A 21,024-nucleotide genomic window follows, 5' to 3' on the forward strand; every position below is an offset into this window, starting at 1 on the left:
AAGCTTAGGGGGTTCCGGCCCGTTCCAGGCGGAGGTGCTGGAGCAGCAGGACGGTCTTGGCGTCCGTGATCTCTCCCGCCCCGACCATCGCCCAGGCGTCATCCAGGGAAAGTTCCAGGACCTCGATGTCCTCGCCTTCCCCGGGCTCCCCGCCGCCCGGGCCGGCGCGGTCCGTGGGGTCGTACAGGGCGGTGAAGAGGTGCAGCTTCTCCGAGGTGGCGCCGGGACTGGGATAGAGGGTGAAAACGTGGCGCGGGTCCCGGAGGCGGAAGCCCGTTTCCTGCTCCGCCTCCTTCCGCACGGTTTCCTCGGGCGTGTCGCCCCTCTCCACCACCCCCGCGCAGACCTCGGCCAGCACGGCGCGGTCGCCGTTCACGAAGGGGGCGGCACGGAACTGGCGGACCAGCACCACGCTGCCCCGAAGCGGGTCGTGCAGCAGCACGGCCGCGCCCTCTCCCACGCGGTACACCTCGCGCGTCACGGTCTGCTCGCTGCCGTCGCGGCGCCGCTGCGCGATCTCGTAGGTCTCCAGCGGGTAGCGGGCCTGCGACAGGATCTCGGTGGAGCGCAGCTCCGCCCCCGGCTCCCTGGGGGCTTCCTTGGCCATTCCCGTCAGGCCCCGGCGGCGGCCGGAGTGTCGGAAGCCGCGCCGCCGGTCCCGTTCATGGCCAGCAGCCCCGCCGCCAGTCGCGCCAGGTAGCGGGCGGCGTGCAGGCGCACGGCGGCCTGCCCGCCGGCCCCTTCCGGCAGGGTGCAGCCGGCGAGGGTGATGGCGCTGCCGATGATCCGGGCCTCCAGCGCGGCGGAGAGGGCCTCGGGCGCGGCATCGCGCGGGAACTCGGCGTCCACCGCTTCGCCGGCGCGGTCGATCTCGGCCTCCACCCGCTCGCCATCGGCCAGCACGGCCATGATCTCGGCGGGCGGGTCGGGCTCCTCCCCGGCGCCGATCGCCATCAGGCCGATGGCGCCCACTAGCATGTGCATGGGGCCGGACTCGCCGCTCTCCCGGGCAAAGGCGCCGTAGGCGACGGCGAGCGCCGCCTCGCCGAGCACGACCCGGCTCTCCGGGTCCATGGCTTCGATGACGGCGGCCTCCCCCTGCGCCTCGCCACTCCCCGGCAGCCCGCCCTCCCCGCAGGCGCGGCTGACGGTGGCGAGGGCCTCGAACAGCTTCAGCTCGGACGCGCTCGGCATGGTGGAGGCCCTCGCCCTTCGGTCAGTTCGGCCGCACGCGGTCGATCGCGCGGTCCACGGCGCGGCCGGTGCTCTCCACCGGGCCGCTCGGCGGATCCACCGTGTCGCGGACCTTCTCGCCGAAGGTGCGGTTCCCGCCCGTGCAGGCAGCGAGGGTTCCGAGGAGCAGCATCGGCATCAGGGCGGCGCGGAGAAGGCGCATGGAAGGTTCCTCTGGTGGCGCGGCCCCCTTCGGGCCGGCCTTCGGGACCCTAACCGGCCGGGCTGCCATTCGGTTTCCGGCGCTTGCCCCGGCCGGGGGCGGGAGGGCAGATTGGGCCCCCAGATGACCGCCCCGATCACCCTTTCCCTGCCGGACGAGGCGGCCACCGCCGCGCTCGCCGCCCGGGCCGCGCGCCTGGCCCGCCCGGGGGACGCCATCCTGCTAGATGGGCCGCTGGGGGCCGGGAAATCCGCCTTCGCCCGCGCCTTCCTGCGGGCCGCGGCGGGGAATCCGGCGCTGGAAGTGCCTTCGCCCACCTTCACCCTGGTGCAATCCTACGACCTGCCGGGCGGGCCGGCGCACCACATGGACCTCTACCGTCTGGAAGGGCCCGACGCCCTGCCGGAGCTGGGCTGGGAGGAGATGCGGGAGGGGATCGTGCTGGTGGAATGGCCGGAGCGCCTCGGCCCCTGGGCCCCGCGGGACGCTCTGCGCCTGGCCCTGGCGCAGGCGGACGATCCGGATGCCCGCACCGCCACCCTCTCGGGCTGGGACGCCGCTCGCCTCGCCGCCCTTGCCGGATCACCCGTTGCCGCATGACGCCTGACACCTTCCTCGCCGCCCACGGCTATGCCGGGGCCAGCCGCGCGCCCCTGCCGGGGGATGCGGGGCATCGCCGCTACCTGCGCCTCTCCGGCGGGCCGCGCCCGGCGCTGCTGATGGACGGTTCCGGCGCCGCCGCCGTCGGGCTGCCCTCGGCCGAGGCGGATTTGCGGGCTTTCATGGCGATCGCGGCGCATATCCGGGGCCTTGGCCTTTCCGCGCCGGAGGTGATCGCGGCCGACCCGCCCTCCGGCCTGCTGCTGCTGGAGGACCTGGGCGAGCTAACCCATGCCGCGCTGCTGGATGCGGGCGCGGATCCGATGCCGCTCTACCTTGCCGCCGCCGGGGCGCTGGCGGCGCTGCACGCCGCCCCGCCGCCGCCCGGCCTGCCGGCCTGGGAGGGCGAGGCGATGGCCCGCGCGGCGGCCGCCACCTTCCTCGACTGGTGGTGGCCCGCCGCCATGGGCGCGGAGCCGACGCCGGCGCAGCGCGAGGGCTTCCGCGCGGCGATGCGCGCGATGCTCGCGCCCTTCGAAGGGGCGGGCGGCTTCGTCCACCGCGACTTCTTCCCCGCCAACCTGCTGCCGGTGGACCGGGAAGGCCCGGCTGGGGTGGGGATCATCGACTTCCAGGATGCCGGGCACGGCCACCCGGCCTATGACCTGGTGAGCCTGCTGCAGGACGCCCGGCGCGACGTGGCGGAGGATGTGCGCGAGGCCGCCACCGCCCGCTACATGGCCGCCCGCCCGGATCTGGACCGCGCCGGGTTCGAGGCCGCCACCGCCGCCATGGCCGCGCAGCGCCACCTGCGCGTCGCCGCGCTCTGGGTGCGGCTGGACCGGCGGGACGGCAAGCCGCACTACCTGGTCCACGGCCCGCGCTGCTGGCGGCTTCTGGAGGAGGCGCTGCGCCACCCCGCCACCGCGCCCCTGGCCGCCTTCCTCGATGAACACGTCCCGCGCGAGAAGCGCGGGAACCCGCTTATGGAACACGCCGCATGATCCGTCTCACCCACGGCATGGTCCTCGCGGCCGGGCTTGGCACGCGCATGCGGCCGCTGACCGAGGCCGTGCCGAAGCCCCTGCTCGCGCTGCGCGGCCGGTCCCTGCTGGACCACGCGCTGGACCGGCTGGACGAGAACGGGGTGCACGACGTCGTCGTGAACGCCCACCACCTCGCCCCCCAGGTCGTGGCCGCCTGCGAGGCGCGGAAGTCGCCGCGCTGCACCGTGCTGGTGGAGGAGGTGCTGCTGGAGACCGGCGGCGGCGTGCGCAACGCGCTGCCGCATCTGGGGGATGCGCCCTTCGCCGTGGTGAACGGTGACGCTTACTGGCTCGACGGCCCCACCCCCGCCCTGGCCCGCCTGGCCGCGGCCTTCGACCCGGAGCGGATGGACGCGCTGCTGCTGATGGTGCGCGCGGCGACGGTGGATGGCGAGGTGGGGCTTGGCGACTTCCTGCTGGACCCGGTGGGCCATGTCCGCCGGCCGGAGGAGCGGGAGGTGGCGCCCTACCTCTTTGCCGGGGTGCAGATCGTCCATCCCCGGCTGCTGGACGGCACCGAACCCGGCCGCTTCGGCATGATGAGGCCGTGGATGCGCGCCATCGAGGCCGAGCGGCTCTACGGGCTGGTGCATGACGGGGCCTGGTTCCACCTCTCCACGCCGCCGGACCTGCAACGGGCGGAAGAAGCGCTGGACAAAGGGCTTGTGAAGTTGTTCTAGCCCCGTTCTCCGCCACGGGGGCGGCGGAGGCGAGGGGGACGCTGCATGAATCTGTATGAGATTCCCGCGCATCGTCCTTTCCTGGACGATCTCGCGCAGGGCGTGGTCGCCATGGCCGCCCAAGGGGGCAAGGGGGATGACCCCGCGGCGCTGGCGCGCGTCACCATCCTCCTGCCCACCCGCCGCGCGGCGCGGAGCCTGCGCGAGTCCTTCCTGCGCGCCTCCGGCAAGCCCGCCCTGCTGCTGCCGCGCCTGCGCGCCCTGGCCGGGCTGTCCACTGAAGATGCGGAGGAGCTCTCCCTCCCTGCCCTGATGGACCAGCCCCCGGCGGTGGACCCGGCGCGGCGGCTGGCGGTGCTGACGGGGATGGTGATGCGCCTGCCCCCGCATTTCGGCGGGCCGGGCAGCCCGGACCAGGCCTGGCGCCTGGCGCTGGAGCTGGCGACGCTGCTGGACGAGATGGCGCTGGAGGGCTGCGATCCCGCGGGCATCCCGGATCTCGTCACGGGCGACCTCGCGCAGCACTGGGAGATTACCCACAAGTTCCTGGGCGGCGTGATCAGCGCCTGGAACGAGTGGCTGGAGGAGCAGGGCCTTTCCGATATCGGCGCGCGCCGCGTGGCCTCGCTGCGCGCCCAGGCGGCGGCGTGGCGTGACAACCCGCCGAAGGACCCGATCATCGCCGCGGGCATTGGAATCGGCGGCACCATTCCCGCCGCCGTGGACCTGCTGCGGCAGGTGGCGCGCATGCCGAACGGCGCGGTGGTGCTGCACGGCGCCGGCGAGGAGATGGAGGTGGAGCTGTGGGAGGCGCTGCGCGACGCGCACAGCCACCCGCTGAACGGCACCGCCCGCCTGCTGCGCGGCATGGATGCCACCGCCGCCGACCTGCGCCCCTGGCCGGGCTGCGCGCGCGACGCCCCCGCGCCGAACGAGGCCCGCGCGGCGCTGCTGGCCCGCGCGCTGCGGCCGGAGCAGGCCATCTCCTGCTGGCAGGACAAGGAGCCGGAGCGCTGGCGCCCCGCCCTGACGGGGCTCGACCTGCTGACCGCGCCGGACGAGGCGGGGGAGGCCGCCGCCATCGCCCTGCTGCTGCGCGAGGCGCTGGAGACGCCCGGCGCCCGCGCCGCGCTGGTGACGCCGGACCGGGACCTAGCCCGGCGCGTCTCGGTGGAGCTGCTGCGCCACGGCATCCAGGCTGATGACTCCGCCGGCCAGCCCCTGGGGATGACGCCCGCCGGCGCCTTCCTGCGGCTGATCGCGCGCATGGTGGAGGAGGGCTTCGCACCCGTTGCCACGCTGTCCTGCCTGAAGCACCCGATGGCGGCCTGCGGGATGTCACGCAGCGCCTGGATGCAGGCGGTGCGGGAGCTGGAGCGCTACGCGCTGCGCGGCCCGCGCCCCGCCGCCGGGCTGGACGGGCTGCGCCGCGCCGCCGAGGCGATCCGGCACGAGGCGCCGCGCGGGCGCGTGCTGGCGATGCTGGATGCGCTGGACCGGGCGCTGGGCGAGTTCCGCGCGCTGGACCGCAACGTGCGGCCGCCCGCCGACCTGCTGGCCGATCATCTTTCCGCCGCCGAGGCGCTGTCTTCTACGGACGAGTTGCCGGGCGGGCTGCGCCTCTATCGCGGCGAGGAGGGTGAGCCGCTGGCGGTCCACCTCGCCGGGCTGGAGCCGGCGATGCGGACGCTGCCGCCGCTGGAGGCCGCCGCCTGGCCCGCGCTGTTCGACGCGCTGCTGGAAGGCCCGCTGGCGCCGGGCGTGCGGACCATGCGCGGGCGCAAGGGCGGGTCGCATCCGCGCGTGCAGATCCTCGGGCTTCTGGAAGCGCGGCTGCAGAGCTTCGACCGCGTGGTGCTCGGCGCGCTGGAGGAGAGCGTGTGGCCGATCGCCACCGATCCCGGCGCCTGGATGAGCCGCCCGATGCGAACCCAGTTCGGCCTGCCGGCGCCGGAGGCGCGCATCGGCCGCGTCTGCGCGGATTTCCTGCTCTCCGCCCTGGCCGCGCCGCGCGCTACCCTGTCGCGCGCGCGCAAGCGGGGTGGATCGCCCACGGTGGCCGCGCGCTGGCTGACGCGGATCGACACCTTCCTGCGTGGGCAGGAACTGGGCGGGCTGGAATCCTCCCCCGCCACGGGATGGGCGGGGCTGCTGGACGTGCCGGACCGCCCGGAGCCCTGCGCGCGCCCCGCCCCCGCGCCGCCCGCCGACATGCGCCCGCGCAAGATCGGCGTGACCGATGTGTGGCTGCTGAAGTCCGACCCCTATGCCTGGTACGCCAAGCGCGTGTTGCGGCTGCGCCCGCTGGACGACCTGGACGCCGAGGCGGATGTGGCGGAGTACGGCAACATCGTGCACCACATGGTCTCGCGCTGGCTGACGCTCTGCGACGGCGATCCGCACTGCATCGACGCGGCCGCGCATTTCGAGGTGGCGACGGAGGAGGCGCTGGCGGAGTTCGCGCCGCGCCCCGGCCTCGTTGCCTATTGGCGCCCGCGCCTCTCGCGCATCGCGGAATTCGTACTGGAGACGGAGCGCGGGCGCGACGGTGTCGCCACGCGTCACGCGGAGATCACCGGCGGCATCGACCTGCCCTGCGGCGTGCGGCTGGAAGGCCGCGCGGACCGGGTGGACGTGACGAAGGACGGGCGCCTCGTCCTCATCGACCTCAAGACCGGCAGCCCGCCCTCCAGCGCCGAGATGGCGGATGGCCGCGCGCCGCAGATGCCGCTGGAGGCCGCCATCGCCGCGCGCGGCGGCTTCGCGGGCATCCCGGCCGCCGCCGTCTCCGGGCTGGAGCACTGGCACGTCTCCGGCGGCTGGGAGGCGGGCACGCGGATGGAGTTCCGGCCGAAGGACACGACCCTGGAAGAGGTGAGCGAGGAGGCGCTCGAGGCGCTGAACGAGTTGGCGAAGGAGTTCCTGCTGGGCGAGCGCCCCTTCCTGGCCCGCCCGCATCCCGGGCGCACGCCGAAGGGGGATGAATACGACCACCTCTCGCGTATTGCCGAATGGGGCGGCGCGGGGGAGGGGGATCTGTGAACGAGGCGCTTTCCACCCGCCTTCGCGCCGTCCTGTCCCAGCGCACCGCCTCCGATCCGCGCCTCTCCGCCTGGGTGGGCGCCTCCGCGGGCTCCGGCAAGACAAAGGTGCTGACGGACCGCGTGCTGCGCCTGCTGCTGCGCGGGGACACGCAGCCTGGCCGCATCCTCTGCCTCACCTTCACCAAGGCCGCGGCGGCGGAAATGGCGACGCGCCTGGCGCTGCGCCTCGGCCAGTGGTCCGTGATGCCGGAGCCCGCCTTGCGCGTGGCGCTGGAGGACCTGGCCGGGCAGCCGCCGACGCGGGACGAGGTGGAGACGGCGCGCAAGCTGTTCTGCCGCGTGCTGGAGCAGCCCGGGGGGATGCGGATCGCCACCATCCACGCCTTCTGCCAGTCGCTGCTGCGCAGCTTCCCGCTGGAGGCCCGCCTTCCGCCCGCCTTCACCCTGCTGGAGGATGCGGACAGCGCCACGCTTCTGGCCGAGGCGCGGGAGGCCGCGCTGGCCGGGCGCGCCATCCCGGAGGAGGCGCTGGCGGGGCTGGCAAAGCTGGTTTCCGCCGACAGCCTGGCGAAGGCGCTGCGCGAGCTGGTGGGCAAGCGCGACCGGCTGGCGCCGCTGATGGCGCGCGTGGATGGCTGCGACGGCGCGCTGCGCGACTGCCTGGACATCCCGGAGGACGAGGACGAGGCCTCGCTCTGCGCGCGGATCACCTGCCCGCCGGACTCCTTCCGCGAGGCGCTGGCGACGCTGGCCCAGCACAAGAACAAGGGCCCGCGCGAGGCGGCGGCGACGCTGCTGGCGATCCTCTCCGAGCCGGAGGAGGTGCGCGCCGCGCGCTGGGCCTCCTGGCACATGGCGCTGTTCACGCAGAAGGGCGAGAAGCGCGCGGCCCTGGCGAAGGAGGATGCCCTTCTCGCCGAGATGGAGCGGGTGGAGGAGATCCTGGCCCGGCAGTCCGCGCATCGCCTGCTCTCCGCCACCGGTGCCCTGCTCTCCGCCGCGCGGCCGGTGCTGGAGGACTACACCGCCCGCAAGACCCGCCGCGGCGCGCTGGACTTCGACGACCTGATCCACCGCGCCCAGGCCCTGCTGCGCGATCCCGGATCGGCCTGGGTCCTCTACAAGCTCGATGGCGGGCTGGACCACCTGCTGCTGGACGAGGCGCAGGACACCAACCCCGCGCAATGGGGCATCGCCCAGGCGCTGGCGGAGGAGTTCTTCGCGGGCAAGGGCACGCATGAGCCGGGCGACCGCACGCTGTTCGTCGTGGGCGACGAGAAGCAGAGCATCTTCGGCTTCCAGGGCGCCGATGCCCGCGGCTTCGCGGAGTGGGAGACGCGCTTCGACGCGCAGGTGACGCGCGGCGGCGCGGTGTTCGAGCGCGTGCCGCTGAACGTCTCCTTCCGCTCCTGCGCACCCGTGCTGGCGCTGGTGGACCAGGTGTTCGCGGATGGCGCGGCGCGAAAGGGCGTGGTGCGGGAGCACGCGGTGCTGGAGCACTCCGCCGACCGTGCGGGCCAGGCCGGCAAGGTGGAGATCTGGCCGCTTCTCGAACATGCTGATGCGGCGACACCGGAGCCCTGGATCGTCCCGCGCGAGCCCGTGGCCGCGCAGGACGCGGAGGCGCTGCTGGCCCAGGCCCTGGCCGCGCGCATCGCGGGCATGATCGCGAACGAGACCCTGCCCGCGCGCGGCGACCGCCCGATCCGCCCTGGCGACATCATGGTGCTGGTGCGCCGCCGCACGCGGCTGATCGAGCTGCTGGTGCGGCAGCTGAAGCAGAAGAACATCCATGTCGGTGGCGTGGACCGCATGGTGCTGGTGGAGCAGATCGCCGTGCGCGACATGCTCGCGCTCTGCGACGTGCTGCTGCTGCCGGAGGATGACCTCTCGCTCGCCGCACTGCTGAAGTCGCCGCTGGTCGGGATCTCCGAGGAAGACCTGCTGAACCTCGCCCACGGGCGCGAGGGGCCGCTCTGGCACGTCTTCGTCAAGCGGCGGGGCGAGAACTCGGCCATCGGCCGCGCGGCGGAATGGATCGCGGGGCTGGCGGACCGGGCGGACCTCATCACGCCGCACGCGCTGCTGTCGGAGGTGCTGGGCGAGCATGGCGGCCGCGCGAAGCTGCTGGCGCGGCTGGGCGCGGAGGCGGCGGAGGCGCTGGACGAGCTGCTCTCCGCCGCGTTGCGGCACGAGAACAAGTACGCGCCCTCGCTCCAGGGCTTCGTGCAGTGGCTGCGGCGCGGCGGCGCCCAGGTGAAGCGGGAGATGGAGAACGCGGCGGACGCCGTGCGGATCATGACCGCGCACGGCTCGAAGGGCTTGCAGGCGCCCGTGGTCATCATCCCCGATATCGGCCGCGGCGGCGCGCGGGACACGCTGCTCTGGAGCGGCGCGCGGGCCGCGGGCGCGAACATGCCGGAAGTCCCGCTCTGGGCGCCGCGCAAGGAGTTCCAGGCCGCGCCCTGGACCCGCGCCCGCAGCGCGCGGGAGGCGGCGGAGGCGGAGGAGGAGAACCGGCTCCTCTACGTGGCCCTGACGCGGGCGGAGGACCGGCTGCTGGTCTGCGGCCTGGCGCCGCGCCGGGCGCCCGCCCATCCGCCCTGGCACCAACTGGTGAAGGAGGGCTTCTTTCGCGGGCTGGAGGCCGGGCGAGAGGGCTTCGCGCGCGTGCCCTTCGACCCCACCACGCTGGGCCTGCCCGCGGATTGCGGCTTCGGGGAGGAGGGCTGGGAGGTGATTGCGCCGCAGAGCGCCGAGCCGAGGCCCGACCCGGCGGTGCTGCGCGCCGAGGCCGCCATCCTGCCGCACTGGGCCACCGAGCCCGCCCCGGCGGAGGCGAGCCGCGACCCCATCGCGCCCTCATCCCTGGAGGGCGAGCAGGAGCCCCCCGCCGCCGCCCCGCACGGTGCGGGCGATCCCACGGGGCGCCGCTTCCGGCGCGGGCTGCTGATCCACGGGCTGCTGCAGCACCTGCCGGAGCATGACCCCGCATCCTGGGAGGGCATCGCCCGCCGCCACCTGGCGCGCCCTGGCCATGGGCTGGACCCGGAGGAGCAGGCGGCGACGCTGGCCGAGACCCTGGCCGTGCTGCGCCACCCCGCCCTGGACGGGGCCTTCGGGCCGGAGAGCCTCGCCGAGGCCCCGCTGGCCGGGGTGGTGGAGGGCATCCCCATCGCCGGCCAGGTGGACCGGCTTCTGGTGATGCCGGACCGCGTGCTGGTGCTGGACTACAAGACCAACCGCCCGCCGCCGGCCGAGGTCTCTGCCGTGCCGGCGCTCTACCTGCGCCAGATGGCCGCCTACCGCGCCGTGCTGCGCGCCGCCTGGCCGGGGCGGCGGGTGGAGTGCGCGCTGGTCTGGACCTGGTCCGGCCACGTCATGCCGCTGCCGGACGCGGCGATGGACCCGCACGCGCCCGGGGCGATGGCCGGGGCCTAGTTCTCCCGCAGGGTCGAGATCGGGTCGCTGGCGGGGAAGCTCTCCTCCAGCGCCTCGTCCAGCTCCGCCTCGTCATGCGCCGCCTGACCTTCCGGGGCGGGTTGCGGCGGCGCGGCCGGCGCCGTGGGCGGCTTCTCGGAGGCCTTCTCGGGGGTCTTCTCGTCGGGCATGGCGTCGTCTCCTGCGGCTGGGCGGGAAGCATAGCGGGGCGGGATCGCCCGCGTCTTGCAGGCATGGCGCGCCCTGTGGGATGCAGATCCGGAACGGTCCGGCGGAACGGGCCGGAGGGAACCCCAGAGATGACCACCCGCCGCATGCTCGCCCGAGCCGCGCTCGGCCTGCCCCTGCTCCCCCTCGCCGCGCCGCGCGGTGCCATGGCCCAGGCAGGCGGCGCGGCGAACTACCCCGAGCGCCCCGTCACCCTCGTCGTCCCCTGGGCGGCGGGCGGCTCCACCGATGCGGTGGCGCGCATCCTCGCCGCGCGGCTGAGCCAGGACACCGGGAAGTCCTTCGTCATCGACAACCGCGCGGGCGCCAACGGCACCATCGGCTTCGCCTCCGTCGCGCGCGCCCGGCCGGACGGAACCACGCTGCTGGTGGGCACCATCAGCACCTACGCCATGGCGCCGCACCTCTACTCCCTGCCCTACGACAACGACCGGGCCTTCACCGGCATCGGGCTGATCGCGGCGCAGCCGATGATCCTGGTGGTGCCGAAAGCCTCGCCCTACCGCAGCCTTGCGGAGTTCGTGGCCGCGGCGAAGCGGCCGGACAGCCGCATGACCTATGCCAATTCCGGCACCGGCAGCTCCACCCACCTGGCAACCGAGCTGTTCCTGCGCGAGGCCGGCATCACCATGAGCGACGTGGGCTACCGCGCCGGCGCCCAGGCCGTGCAGGGCACGATGCAGGGCGAGGTGTCCATGGCGATCCAGGCCGCCTCCGGCCTGCTGCCCTTGATCGGCTCCGGCGAGCTGCGCCCGCTGGCCATCTCCTCCCGCGAGCGGAGCCTTGTCGCGCCGGATATCCCGACCTTCCGGGAACAGGGCTTCCCGGACTACGAGGCGGTGGAGCACATCGCCCTCCTCGCCCCCGCCGGCACGCCGGCCCCGATCGTCGCGCGCATCAACGAGCTGGCCCGCGCCGCCATGAACGCGCCCGAGACGAAGGAGCGCCTGGCGGCCCTGGCCGTAACGCCGGAGACGCAGCGGCCGGAGGAGTGGGCGGCCTACAACGCCGCGGAGAACGCGAAGTGGGGGCGGGTGATCCGGGAGCGGGAGATCAAGGTCCAGTAGCGCCGGGTTCGCGGCTGGCGGTCTGTGGCCAGGGAGAGGAAGAAGGAATTCTTCCTCTCCCCGGACCCCTCACCATCATCTTTTTCTATGGGTTGGTTTGAACCTCGCTAACGGTGCGCCTCGGCTCGTGGAGCCGAGGCGACTGCGAGGGCAGGATGGTGCCCGATCGTCAGGCGCCACGCCGCAAGTCAGTCCCGCGGCAGCCCGATGCAGGTCCAGGAGCCTCAGGCTCCTGGCGGGGATCCAAGGGGCGGAGCCCCTTGGGGGCCGCCTCACCCCACTCCCGTCGGCCCGTCCAGCACGATGCGCACGCGCCGCGCCAGATCCGCGCGGCCGTAGGGCTTGTGGATCAGGTCGAACTCCGTGCCGCCCACCTCGTCGCGGTTCATGCTGTCGTCGGCGTAGCCCGTGGTCAGCAGGATCTTCAGGCGGGGGCGCTGGCGGCGGGCTTCGCGCGCCAGCATCACGCCGTTCATGCCGCCGGGCATGATGAGGTCGGTGAAGAGCATGTCCAGCGGCGCGTCGCCGGCGATCATCCGCATCGCCTCGTGCCCGTCATGGGCGATGTGCACGGTGTAGCCGAACTCCTCCAGGATGGCGCGGGCCAGTTCCGCCACCTCCGGCCGGTCGTCCACCACCAGGATCGTCTCCGTGCCCGGCCGCTCGGAAGCGCGGGGCGAGGCGGGGCGGTCCGTGGCGTCCGCCTCCGCCTCGGGGAAGTAGAGGTGGACGGTGGTGCCCTGGCCGGGCGCGCTCTCGATCCGCACGGCGCCACCGGATTGCCGCGCGAAGCCATAGACCATGGAGAGGCCCAGCCCGGTGCCGCGCCCCTCCTCCTTCGTGGTGAAGAAGGGCTCCATCACGCGGGACAGAATTTCGGGCGGCATGCCGCTGCCATTGTCCATCACGCTGATGGTCGCGTAGCGCCCGGGCGTGAGGCGGTTGGCCATCAGCGCATCATCAGGCTCCACGAGAAGGGCGCGGGTGCGGATCGTCACGGCCCCGTCCGCCCGCCCGGCCAAGGCGTCGCGCGCGTTGATCAGCACGTTCAGCAGCGCGACCTCGGCCTGGGTCGGGTCCAGCCGGCAGGTGCCGATGGCGGGGTCCAGCTCGAAGTGCAGCGCGACACCCTCGCCGAGGCTGCGCGCCGCCATCTCGCGGATGCCCTCGGCCAGGGCGTTGAGGCTCACCGTCCGCCCTTCCAGCCGCTGCTTGCGGGAGAAGGCGAGGAGCTGCGAGGTCAGCGTGGCCGCGCGGTCCGCGGCGGCGCGGGCGGCGCCGAGGCTGCGCTGCATCCGCGCCCGGTCCGGCTCCGGCTTGCCCAGGGCGCTGTCCAGCAGGTCCATGTAGCCGCGCATGACCTGGAGGAGGTTGTTGAAGTCGTGCGCGATGCCGCCCGTGAGCTGGCCCAGCGCCTCCATCTTCTGTGCCTGGCGCAGCGCGTCCTCCGCGTCCCGCCGCCGGCTGACATCCAGCTGCGAGGCGAAGAAGTAGATCAGCTCCCCCTGCGGGTTCAGCACGGGAGAGATGAAGAGGGCGTTCCAGAAGGTGGAGCCGTTCTTGCGGTAATTCAGGATCTCCGTCGCGATCTCCCGCCGCGCCTCGACGGCGCGCCGCACCTCCGCCACCGTCTCGCGGTCCGTGTCCGGGCCCTGCAGGAAGCGGCAGTTGCGGCCGACGATCTCCTCCGGCTCGTAGCCCGTCATCTTCAGGAAAGCCTGGTTGGCGAAGGCGATCGGGTTGTCGGGCTGGTTGGGGTCCGTGACGATCATCGGCATGCGCGTCATCTCGACGGCCGCGAAGAAGATGTCCGAATGGGTGCTGGAGAACCCGCTATCGGCGCCGCCCTGCACGGTGGGCCGCCCGGTGGGAAGATGCCCTGCGGCGGCCGGTCCCCGGTGGGCCGGCTCGGCGTCGTCGTTCATGCGTCGTTCCGGGGATCTCGAAGGTACAACACCGGGCGCAGATCGGCACGAACAGCGAGTGCGCAAGAGGGGGAGCCGTGCCGTGCCGGCCGGCCCCCGCGGCTCACGCCGCCAGGGCCTGGACCGCGCGCGTGTTGCGCACCTGCACGAGGGTGAAGAGGCCGCCCGGCGGGCAGGGCTCCAGCGCCTCCACCTGCGCCTCGGCGTCCAGCAGGTCGGAGAGGGCGAAGTCCGGGTGCCAGCCGAGGATGCGGGAAAGGGGGGCCATGGTCCGCTCCACCCACCAGCGCGGCCCGTCCTGCGCGGCGAAGTGGTTCACGAACAGCAGCTGCCCGCCCGGCCGCACCACGCGCGACATCTCCGCGAAGAGGCGCTTGGCGTCCGGCACCACGCTGGCGGTGAACATGGCCACCGCCAGGTCGAAGCTGTCGTCGGCGAAGGCCATGCGCTCCGCGTCCATCTCGATCAGCCCCTCGACGTGGGAGAGGCCCTCGGCCAGCACGCGCTCCCGCGCCTTCTCCAGCATCTCGCGGGAGAGATCGACGCCGACCACCCGCTTGTCCCGCCGGTAGCGGGGCAGGGCGAGGCCGGTGCCCACCCCCACTTCCAGCACGCGGGTGCCGGGCAGGCGGTTCACCGCCGCCACCGCCCGCTTGCGCCCGAAGGAGGAGACACCGCCGAAGACCGTGTCGTACACGCCCGCCCAGCGCCGGTAGGCATCGCGAACCGCGCCCGCATCCAGCACCGCCCGCTTGTGGTCGCGGGACGGATCAGCGGTGAGATCGGGCAGGGGCGGCGCCATGATGCGTTCTGGGTCCGGATAATAGGGCCGGCCGTAAGGCGGGCCGGACAAGGGCGCTAAACCAGCCACCGCCGGGGCGCAAGCGGCCGTGATAGGCCGGGGCTTCAATCCCCGGGGAGGGGAGGTCAGTCCGCCGCCCCGCGCGCGGGGCCGGAGGCCGGGCGGACCAGGCGCACGCGGCGCCCCTCCACGCCCAATGCCAGGTTGCCGTCGCGCAGCGCCAGGGCGTCCGCGCCGAAGACCTTGCGGCGCCAGCCCTGGAGGGCGGGCAGGTCCTCCGGCCTTTCCGCAGCCAGCCGGTCCAGGTCGTCGGAACTGGCCAGCAGGCGGGGGGCCACCTGGTGCTCCTCGGCCTTGGCGGCCAGCAGCACCTTCAGCAGCGCGACCAGGGCGGGGGAGGCGGCGGGGCCGGACCTCTCGCGCGGGGGCTCGGGGAGCTCCGCCTCCGGCAGGTCCTTCGCGGCCTCGATGGCGGCGAGGAGGGAAGCGCCGGACTTGCCGCGGGCGAAGCCCTCCGTCACGCCGCGGGCGCGGGCCAGGGAGGCGGCGTCCGCCGGCGCCGTGGCGGCCACCTCCAGCAGGGATTCATCGCGCAGCAGGCGCTGGCGGGGGATGTTGACGCGCTGCGCCTCCCGCTCCCGCCAGGCGGCGATGGCGCGCAGCACGCCGAGGAACCGGCGGTTCGTGGTGCGCGGCCGCAGCTTCTCCCACGCCGCCTCGGGGTCGGTACGGTAGGTGGCGGGGTCGGTCAGGGCCGCCATCTCCTCGCCCACCCAGTCCAGCCGCCCCTCCTTCGCCAGCCGGTCGCGCAGCGCCACGTAGATGCGGCGGAGATGCGTGACGTCCGCGGCCGCGTAGGCGATCTGGGCGGGGGAGAGGGGGCGGGCGGACCAGTCGCTGAAGCGGTGGGCCTTGTCGATCTGGGCGTTGGCCAGGGCGCGGGCGAGGCTGTCGTAGCTCGCCTGGTCACCGAAGCCGGCCACCATGGCGGCGATCTGCGTGTCGAACAGGGGCTGGGGCGTGGCGCCGTAGCGCAGCAGGAAGATCTCCACGTCCTGCCGGCAGGCGTGGAACACCTTCACCACGTGCTCGTCCGCCAGCAGGGCGCCGAGGGGGGAGAGGTCGAGGCCCGGGGCGAGGGCATCGACCACCGCCGTGTCCTGCGACCCGCCGAGCTGGACGACGCAGAGCTCGGGCCAGTAGGTCCGCTCCCGCATGAATTCCGTGTCCACGGTCACGAAGGGCTCCTGCCGGAGCCGTTCGCAGAGCGGCACGAGCTGCTCCGTGGTGGTGATGAGGACGGGCTCGGGATCGGCAACAGCCGGGCGGCGGGACATGGGGCGCCGGTTTAATCGGAGTTCGCTCCGGTCACAAATCCTGCCGGCTCCGCGGCTGCCGCGTGGCGGCTCCGGGGCTTCCGGCGCAGCGGGGCAGACCGGCCTCACGGACCCTGCCGCGCCTCCGGGAGCGGCCCGCTGCGCCCCTCGCGGCTGGCCCGCCGCCAGGCCGCGGGCGGCACGCCGGTCATGCGGCGGAAGGCGCGGCTGAACGCCTCCTCCGACTCATAGCCCACCCGGAGCGCCACCTGCGCCACCGGCAGCCCGCCCCCCGCCAGCAGCCCCGCCCCCAGCTGCAGTCGCCAGCGCCCGAGATATCCCATGGGCGGGCACCCCACGAGCCGCGCGAAGCGCTCCGCCAGGGTGGAGCGGGAGAGGCCCACGTCGCGCGCCAGCGCGTCCAGCGTCCAGGGCTCGGCCGCGCGGCCGTGCAGCAGGTTCAGCGCGCGGCCGACATGCGGGTCGCGCAGCGCCGCGAACCAGTTCCGCCCCTCCGCCGGCAGGTCCTCCACGTGGCGCCGCACCAGCTCGGCGAAGAGCAGCTCGCTCAGCCGCGCCAGGATGGCCTCGCCGCCGATGCGCCGGCGCGCGGCCTCGGCCATCGTGGCGCTCGCCAGCTGCCCCATCCAGGAGGGGCCATCCCGCCCGGCACGGTGGTGCAGCATGCGCGGCAGCGCCTCCAGCAGCGGGTTGAAGGGGCGCGCATCGCAGCCGAGGAAGCCGCAGATCACGCAGGCCGTCGGCTCGCCCGCCGCGCCGAGCCGGAGGGAGAGGGGGGCGGCCGCCGCGGCCTCTCGGTACAGGGCGAGGTCCGGGACCTGCCGCAGCCCCGGCGCGCTGGACAGCACGTGCGCGTCGCCCTGGGGGAAGGCGATGATGTCCCCCGCTTCCAGCCGCACCGGCGCGGCGCCGACCAGCCCGCCCCAGCAGGCGCCGCGGTGGATCAGGTGGTACTCGATGACGTGCTGGGCGCCGGGCATGACATGGGGCGCGCAGGCCGCGGCCGGCGGCGCCTCCGCGGCCCAGGGCTCCCGGGCCTCGACGCGGAAGAACACCGCCCCCGTGAGCCGCACGGCGCGCAGCACCTCGGACAGCGCATCCTGGCCCATGCACCTCCTTCGCGGCCGGCCCCGCATGGCAGGGCCCCACCGATCCGGATTGGGCGGGAATCGTAACGAGCATCCGGACGATCGGTCAAACGGATCGGCAGGCGCGTCATTCAGCCGCCCACCCGCATCCTCTAGCAATCAGCCTGCAGAGGAGGTGCAAGATGGATACGCAGACCGCCCCGCTCGGCCTTCCCGACCCCACGAGGCTGCAGGGCTTCGTCAACCGCATGCTCGACGACCTCGGCGGCGCCATGGCGGTGCCGCTCGTCCGCATCGGCGACGAGCTCGGCCTCTACACCGCGCTGGACGGGGCGGGGCCCGTCACCCCGGCCGAGCTGGCCGGGCGCACCGGCACGAACGAGCGGCTGCTGCGCGAGTGGCTCTCCGCCCATGCTGCCGCCGGCTACCTTGACTACGATCCCGGCACCGGCCGCTTCTCCATGAACCCCGAGCAGGCCATGGTCTTCGCGCGGCCGGAGAGCCCCGCCTTCATGCTCGGCGCCTTCGAGATCGCGGCGGCGAACCTGCTGGATCAGCCGCAGGTGACGAAGGCCTTCACCCGGCCCACGGGCCGCGGCGCCGGCTACGACACGCGCTGCGCCTGCCTGTTCAGCGGCATCTCCCGCTTCTTCCGGCCGGGCTATGTCGCGCACCTGCTGGGCGAGTGGCTGCCCGCCCTGGAGGGGGTGGAGGAGAAGCTGCGGCGCGGGGCCCGGGTGGCGGATCTCGGCTGCGGGCACGGCGCCACCGTGATCCTGATGGCCGAGGCCTTCCCCAACTCGCACTTCACCGGGCTGGACTACCACGCCGCCTCCATCGCCTGCGCGCGGGAGGCGGCGGGGCGGGCCGGCGTGGCCGCGAACACGCGCTTCGACGTGGCCGGCGCCACCGACTTCACCCCGGGGGAGGCGAATTTGGGGGAATACGACCTGCTGGCCTGCTTCGACGCGCTGCACGACATGGGGGACCCGGTGGGCGTGGCCGAGCGGGTGCGCCGCGCGCTGCGGCCGGACGGGACCTTCATGCTGGTGGAGCCGAAAGCGGGGAACCGGCTGGAGGAGAACATCAACCCCGTCGGCCGCCTGTTCTACGCCGCCTCCACCATGATCTGCACGCCTGTCTCCCTCGACCAGCCCGGCGCCGCCGCCCTTGGTGCCCAGGCGGGGCCGGAGCGGCTGGAGGGCGTGCTGCGCCGGGCCGGCTTCACCCGCGTGCGGCTGGCGACGGAGACGCCGTTCAACCTCGTGCTGGAGGCCAGGGCCTGAAAGGTGTTCCGGCGCTGCGCCGCGGTGCTTTCCGGGGTGGAGGCCGGACACCGGGTCGGATGGCGTGCGGGCTGTGGCTTCGGCCGCCGCCCCGCGCCCAGGGCAGCACCTCTCAGCCCTCTTCGTCCGGGGGGCCGAGGTGCCGGCTGAGGCTGGCCGCGAGTTCGGCCCGCAGCTCTAGCTGCCCCACCACCTCTCCATTGATCGGCGCTCCCGTGAGGCAGCGCTGCATCTCCTGCCGGAGACGGTCGAGGATGTCGTCCTGCTTATGCGGCACAACGTCTCTCAGGGTCCTGCGGACAACGGCACCGACTGCCGCGTCGATCTCCGAAACCGGAAGTATCGCAGGGTGTCTCAAAATCATGATGGCCGCATTCATTCGTACTTACAATAATGCATTCTGAAATGCGTTTAGGTATCAGGGCTTTCCGATCACTTGGTTCGCAAAAGTGGAATTAAAACATGTCCCTGTGCCGGGTGCAGGCCTACTCATTTCCTGAAGAATGTCCACCTCAGGGCAAGGTTTGCCAGGGGTGAGCAATGCCGGTTTTCTCTGACGATCGTTCGCCGGACAACGATAGTACCGAAGGGAAGGTGGAGGCTGTCGACCAGATGCTGGCCGAACTAGTCATCTTCGCCAGGGATCAGCGAAGCGCGGCCCTGCACTTCCTGACCGAGGTCGTGGCTGTCCTCGCAGGGAAGGTGCAGAAGTAGCGGCTGCTCCCCGGCTCCGATGCGGCGGGCGACGTGGAACTCCCGCCTGTGACCAGCCTCCGCCGTGCGCCGGAACGTCACCCTCGGCCTACCCCGTTACCGCGAGGCGGCACTCCGAAGGTTCCGTGCCGCCCGCTCCTCTGCCCGGGCCCCTAGGCCGCGATTTCCGCGAGCGGCGCCGGGCGCTTCCCGCCGTCCTCACCCCGCTGTTGGATCCAGGAAGGTAAAGAGGGATGTGATCCGGCCTTCCCGCACCAGCACCACGTCCAGCCCCGTGACGCGCGGCGGCTGCCCCGGCGGGCCGAAGCCCCAGGCGAGGCGCCCGGCGCCTTCCACGGCCTGGGCGGGGCCGGTCTCCGTGAAGACGAAGCCCGGCAGCTCCTCGTGCAGTCGCTCTACTGCCTTGTCCAGGGCCGCTTGGCCGTGCTGGGTGCCGTGTGGATCGGCGAAGACGAGGTCCTCCGCGTAGAGTTCCGCGATGGCGGCGCGGCGCCTGGCCGCGTCGCGCTCGCCGAACACCTCGTGCAGGTTGCGCCTCAGCAGGGCGGCGATTCCGGTGTCCTCGCTCATTTCCGTCATCCCTCCTGGCTCAGACCTGGGCCAGGCCGCCATCGGCGAAGAGCTCGGCGCCGGCGACGAAGCTGCTGTCGTCGGAGGCGAGGAAGAGCACGGCCCTGGCGATCTCCTCCGGCTCCGCCACGCGGCCCAGCGGCACCTGGCTCGCCATGTAGTCCAGCAGGCCCTGCTGCTGCGCCGCGTCCGGGCCCGCCAGTTCCACCAGCCCGGTGGTGCGGACCGGGCCGGGGCTGATGACGTTCACGCGGATGCCGCGCGCCTTCAGGTCCAGGGTCCAGCTGCGGGCGAGGTTCCGCACCGCGGCCTTGGAGGCGCTGTAGAGGCTGAAGGCCGCCGTGCCCACCGTGCCGGCGGTGGAGCCGGTGAGGATGACGGAGGCGCCGTCCACCAGCAGCGGCAGGGCCTTCTGCACGGTGAAGACCACGCCCTTCACGTTGCGGCCGAAGGTGTCCTCGTACTGCTCCTCCGTGATCTCGCCGAGCGGGAGCATCGAGCCGCCGCCGGCATTGGCGAAGAGGACGTCGATCCGCCCCGCATCGGCCTTCACCCGCTCATAGAGCCGGTTGAGGTCGGCGGACTTCGACGAGTCCGCCTGGATGCCGGTGGCGTTGGGGCCGATCGCGGCCACGGCGGCGTCGAGCTCCGCCTGCCGGCGCCCGGTGATGAAGACGCGCGCGCCTTCGGCGGCGAAGCGCCGTGCGGTGGCGAGGCCGATGCCGCTGGTGGCACCCGTGACGACGGCGACCTTGCCTTCAAGTTTGCGGGCCATCTGGAGAACTCCGTGCTGGTTGATCCGATGGCCCGAAGATGTCGCCAGGAGCGTCCTTTCAAAATAGAAAGGGATGCAATTTATCCTTGCAGGATTGTCGATGTCGCGGCTGCCGGATTTCGAGGCTCTGGCCATGGTCGCCAAGGTGGCGGAGGAGCGGTCCTACGCCGGGGCCGCTCGCGCGCTGGGCGTCTCCGTCGCCACCGTCTCCCGCGCCGTCACCCGGTTGGAGGAGCGGCTGGGCGGACGGGTGTTCAACCGCTCCTCCCGCCGCCTGGCGCTGACCGACCTGGGCCGGGGCCTGGCGGAGCGGGCCGGGCGCGTGCTGTGGGAGGCCGAGGAGGCAGAGAATGCGGCGCGGGAGCTGGCGAGCCGGCCGCGCGGGCTGGTGCGGCTGGCCGTGCCCATGTCCTTCGGGCTGCGCTGGGTGGCGCCGCTGCTGCCGGAGTTCCTGCGCCGCTACCCTGAGATTTCCGTGGACCTGCACCTGAGCGACGCGAGCGTGGACCTGATCGGGGAGGGCTTCGACGCCGCCCTCCGCATCGCCGTGCTGGAGGATTCCTCGCTGGTGGCGCGGCGCCTCTGCCCGGTGTCGCGGCTCGTCGTCGCCGCACCCGCCTATCTTGCCCGCAACGGGCGGCCGCAGCACCCCGGCGACCTCGTGGCGCATCACTGCCTGGGCTACGCCTATCGCGCGCGGGGCGATTCCTGGCGCTTCGCCGGGCCGGGTGGGGCGGAGGAGGCGGTGACGCCCACCGGCCCGCTGCGGGTGACGAACGTGGAGGCGCTGCTGCCCACCCTGCTCGCCGGGCTCGGCATCGCGGAACTGCCGGACTTCATCGCGGCGGAGTACCTGGCGGACGGGCGGCTGGAGGCGATCCTGCCGGGCTGGCGCCTTGCCTCCGGCGGGCTCTACTTCGTCACCCCCACGGCGCGGAACCGGCCGGCGAAGGTGGAGGCGCTGGCGGCGTTCATGGCCGAGCGCCTCTCCGGGCGGGGCTGGGGCGGGGTGCCGTGACCCGCGC

At 73.6% G+C, this 21,024-nt stretch carries 19 protein-coding genes; 8 read left to right on the forward strand and 11 right to left on the reverse strand.

The annotated features are described in order from the left end of the window. Positions 1-4: 4 nt before the first annotated feature. The 3 genes from NRP21_RS15135 to NRP21_RS15145 are packed head-to-tail and all read right to left on the reverse strand — an operon-like array spanning position 5 to position 1,396. Positions 5-607, reverse strand: a complete 603-nt coding sequence (locus tag NRP21_RS15135) for an NUDIX domain-containing protein (RefSeq protein WP_257717057.1) — start codon at positions 605-607, stop codon at positions 5-7. A 5-nt stretch (positions 608-612) separates the two neighbouring features. Beyond that, positions 613-1,194, reverse strand: coding sequence for a hypothetical protein (locus tag NRP21_RS15140; protein ID WP_257717058.1), 582 nt, complete (start codon positions 1,192-1,194; stop codon positions 613-615). 22 nt (positions 1,195-1,216) lie between these two features. Beyond that, positions 1,217-1,396, reverse strand: a complete 180-nt coding sequence (locus tag NRP21_RS15145; RefSeq protein WP_257717059.1) for a hypothetical protein — start codon at positions 1,394-1,396, stop codon at positions 1,217-1,219. Between the two features lie 123 nt (positions 1,397-1,519). Here NRP21_RS15145 and tsaE point away from each other — a divergent pair, with 123 nt between their 5' ends. Genes tsaE through addA form a run of 5 tightly spaced genes read left to right on the forward strand, consistent with a single transcriptional unit; the run spans position 1,520 to position 10,207 of the window. Further along, positions 1,520-1,996, forward strand: a complete 477-nt coding sequence (tsaE, locus tag NRP21_RS15150) for a tRNA (adenosine(37)-N6)-threonylcarbamoyltransferase complex ATPase subunit type 1 TsaE (RefSeq protein ID WP_257717060.1) — start codon at positions 1,520-1,522, stop codon at positions 1,994-1,996. Next, complete coding sequence (locus NRP21_RS15155; protein WP_257717061.1) at positions 1,993-3,000, forward strand: aminoglycoside phosphotransferase family protein; 1,008 nt, start codon at positions 1,993-1,995, stop codon at positions 2,998-3,000. Before tsaE ends, NRP21_RS15155 begins: the two co-directional genes overlap by 4 nt. Next, positions 2,997-3,722 (forward strand): nucleotidyltransferase family protein, encoded by a 726-nt coding sequence (locus NRP21_RS15160; protein WP_257717062.1) that lies wholly within the window; start codon positions 2,997-2,999, stop codon positions 3,720-3,722. Before NRP21_RS15155 ends, NRP21_RS15160 begins: the two co-directional genes overlap by 4 nt. 45 nt (positions 3,723-3,767) lie before the next feature. Next, positions 3,768-6,764, forward strand: a complete 2,997-nt coding sequence (addB, locus tag NRP21_RS15165; protein ID WP_257717063.1) for a double-strand break repair protein AddB — start codon at positions 3,768-3,770, stop codon at positions 6,762-6,764. Further along, the gene (addA, locus tag NRP21_RS15170) at positions 6,761-10,207 is read left to right on the forward strand and encodes a double-strand break repair helicase AddA (protein WP_257717064.1); all 3,447 of its coding nucleotides are present in this window, start codon (positions 6,761-6,763) and stop codon (positions 10,205-10,207) included. Before addB ends, addA begins: the two co-directional genes overlap by 4 nt. On the opposite strand, the gene NRP21_RS15175 is transcribed toward addA, so the two are convergent. Continuing rightward, positions 10,204-10,377, reverse strand: a complete 174-nt coding sequence (locus NRP21_RS15175; RefSeq protein WP_257717065.1) for a hypothetical protein — start codon at positions 10,375-10,377, stop codon at positions 10,204-10,206. The two genes, addA and NRP21_RS15175, sit on opposite strands and share 4 nt — an antisense overlap. 129 nt (positions 10,378-10,506) lie before the next feature. On the opposite strand from NRP21_RS15175, the gene NRP21_RS15180 reads away from it, so the two are divergent. Then, positions 10,507-11,502 carry a tripartite tricarboxylate transporter substrate binding protein gene (locus NRP21_RS15180; RefSeq protein ID WP_257717066.1) on the forward strand — a complete coding sequence of 332 codons (996 nt, stop codon included), beginning with the start codon at positions 10,507-10,509 and terminating at the stop codon, positions 11,500-11,502. A gap of 272 nt (positions 11,503-11,774) precedes the next feature. Here NRP21_RS15180 and NRP21_RS15185 read toward each other — a convergent pair whose 3' ends face one another. The 4 genes from NRP21_RS15185 to NRP21_RS15200 form a co-directional block, all read right to left on the reverse strand. Further along, positions 11,775-13,427, reverse strand: coding sequence for a histidine kinase famiy protein (locus NRP21_RS15185; RefSeq protein ID WP_308219900.1), 1,653 nt, complete (start codon positions 13,425-13,427; stop codon positions 11,775-11,777). Between the two features lie 103 nt (positions 13,428-13,530). Continuing rightward, entirely contained in the window at positions 13,531-14,229 is a 699-nt protein-coding gene (locus tag NRP21_RS15190; RefSeq protein ID WP_257717067.1) for a class I SAM-dependent methyltransferase, read from the reverse strand. A gap of 125 nt (positions 14,230-14,354) precedes the next feature. Then, positions 14,355-15,566 carry a ribonuclease D gene (gene rnd / locus NRP21_RS15195; protein ID WP_257717068.1) on the reverse strand — a complete coding sequence of 404 codons (1,212 nt, stop codon included), beginning with the start codon at positions 15,564-15,566 and terminating at the stop codon, positions 14,355-14,357. 104 nt (positions 15,567-15,670) lie between these two features. Beyond that, a complete protein-coding gene (locus tag NRP21_RS15200) occupies positions 15,671-16,675 on the reverse strand; it encodes an AraC family transcriptional regulator (protein WP_257717069.1) in 1,005 nt (334 codons plus the stop codon). A gap of 161 nt (positions 16,676-16,836) precedes the next feature. Here NRP21_RS15200 and NRP21_RS15205 point away from each other — a divergent pair, with 161 nt between their 5' ends. Further along, positions 16,837-17,940 (forward strand): class I SAM-dependent methyltransferase, encoded by a 1,104-nt coding sequence (locus NRP21_RS15205; protein ID WP_257717070.1) that lies wholly within the window; start codon positions 16,837-16,839, stop codon positions 17,938-17,940. A 112-nt stretch (positions 17,941-18,052) separates the two neighbouring features. Here NRP21_RS15205 and NRP21_RS15210 read toward each other — a convergent pair whose 3' ends face one another. From NRP21_RS15210 to NRP21_RS15220, 3 genes are all read right to left on the reverse strand, one after another. After that, positions 18,053-18,217 carry a hypothetical protein gene (locus tag NRP21_RS15210; RefSeq protein ID WP_257717071.1) on the reverse strand — a complete coding sequence of 55 codons (165 nt, stop codon included), beginning with the start codon at positions 18,215-18,217 and terminating at the stop codon, positions 18,053-18,055. A gap of 635 nt (positions 18,218-18,852) precedes the next feature. Further along, positions 18,853-19,224: a nuclear transport factor 2 family protein gene (locus NRP21_RS15215; protein ID WP_257717072.1), complete on the reverse strand. Its 372-nt coding sequence runs from the start codon at positions 19,222-19,224 to the stop codon at positions 18,853-18,855. 19 nt (positions 19,225-19,243) lie between these two features. Further along, positions 19,244-19,999, reverse strand: a complete 756-nt coding sequence (locus NRP21_RS15220) for an SDR family oxidoreductase (RefSeq protein ID WP_257717073.1) — start codon at positions 19,997-19,999, stop codon at positions 19,244-19,246. A 100-nt stretch (positions 20,000-20,099) separates the two neighbouring features. On the opposite strand from NRP21_RS15220, the gene NRP21_RS15225 reads away from it, so the two are divergent. Further along, positions 20,100-21,017, forward strand: coding sequence for a LysR family transcriptional regulator (locus tag NRP21_RS15225; RefSeq protein ID WP_257717074.1), 918 nt, complete (start codon positions 20,100-20,102; stop codon positions 21,015-21,017). Positions 21,018-21,024 lie beyond the last annotated feature (7 nt).

The sequence above is a fragment of the Roseomonas populi genome, from assembly GCF_024594815.1.
Taxonomy (GTDB): domain Bacteria; phylum Pseudomonadota; class Alphaproteobacteria; order Acetobacterales; family Acetobacteraceae; genus Roseomonas; species Roseomonas populi.

Bases quoted from the DNA above. Each gene is read 5' to 3' on its own strand.
- NRP21_RS15185 (WP_308219900.1), bottom strand. From the start codon at position 13,427: ATGAACGACGACGCCGAGCCGGCCCACCGGGGACCGGCCGCCGCAGGG.
- NRP21_RS15225 (WP_257717074.1), top strand. From the start codon at position 20,100: ATGTCGCGGCTGCCGGATTTCGAGGCTCTGGCCATGGTCGCCAAGGTG.
- NRP21_RS15140 (WP_257717058.1), bottom strand. From the start codon at position 1,194: ATGCCGAGCGCGTCCGAGCTGAAGCTGTTCGAGGCCCTCGCCACCGTC.
- rnd (WP_257717068.1), bottom strand. From the start codon at position 15,566: ATGTCCCGCCGCCCGGCTGTTGCCGATCCCGAGCCCGTCCTCATCACC.
- NRP21_RS15215 (WP_257717072.1), bottom strand. From the start codon at position 19,224: ATGAGCGAGGACACCGGAATCGCCGCCCTGCTGAGGCGCAACCTGCAC.
- tsaE (WP_257717060.1), top strand. From the start codon at position 1,520: ATGACCGCCCCGATCACCCTTTCCCTGCCGGACGAGGCGGCCACCGCC.
- addB (WP_257717063.1), top strand. From the start codon at position 3,768: ATGAATCTGTATGAGATTCCCGCGCATCGTCCTTTCCTGGACGATCTC.
- NRP21_RS15200 (WP_257717069.1), bottom strand. From the start codon at position 16,675: ATGGGCCAGGATGCGCTGTCCGAGGTGCTGCGCGCCGTGCGGCTCACG.
- NRP21_RS15205 (WP_257717070.1), top strand. From the start codon at position 16,837: ATGGATACGCAGACCGCCCCGCTCGGCCTTCCCGACCCCACGAGGCTG.
- NRP21_RS15145 (WP_257717059.1), bottom strand. From the start codon at position 1,396: ATGCGCCTTCTCCGCGCCGCCCTGATGCCGATGCTGCTCCTCGGAACC.
- NRP21_RS15175 (WP_257717065.1), bottom strand. From the start codon at position 10,377: ATGCCCGACGAGAAGACCCCCGAGAAGGCCTCCGAGAAGCCGCCCACG.
- NRP21_RS15135 (WP_257717057.1), bottom strand. From the start codon at position 607: ATGGCCAAGGAAGCCCCCAGGGAGCCGGGGGCGGAGCTGCGCTCCACC.
- NRP21_RS15180 (WP_257717066.1), top strand. From the start codon at position 10,507: ATGACCACCCGCCGCATGCTCGCCCGAGCCGCGCTCGGCCTGCCCCTG.
- NRP21_RS15190 (WP_257717067.1), bottom strand. From the start codon at position 14,229: ATGGCGCCGCCCCTGCCCGATCTCACCGCTGATCCGTCCCGCGACCAC.
- NRP21_RS15155 (WP_257717061.1), top strand. From the start codon at position 1,993: ATGACGCCTGACACCTTCCTCGCCGCCCACGGCTATGCCGGGGCCAGC.
- NRP21_RS15220 (WP_257717073.1), bottom strand. From the start codon at position 19,999: ATGGCCCGCAAACTTGAAGGCAAGGTCGCCGTCGTCACGGGTGCCACC.
- NRP21_RS15160 (WP_257717062.1), top strand. From the start codon at position 2,997: ATGATCCGTCTCACCCACGGCATGGTCCTCGCGGCCGGGCTTGGCACG.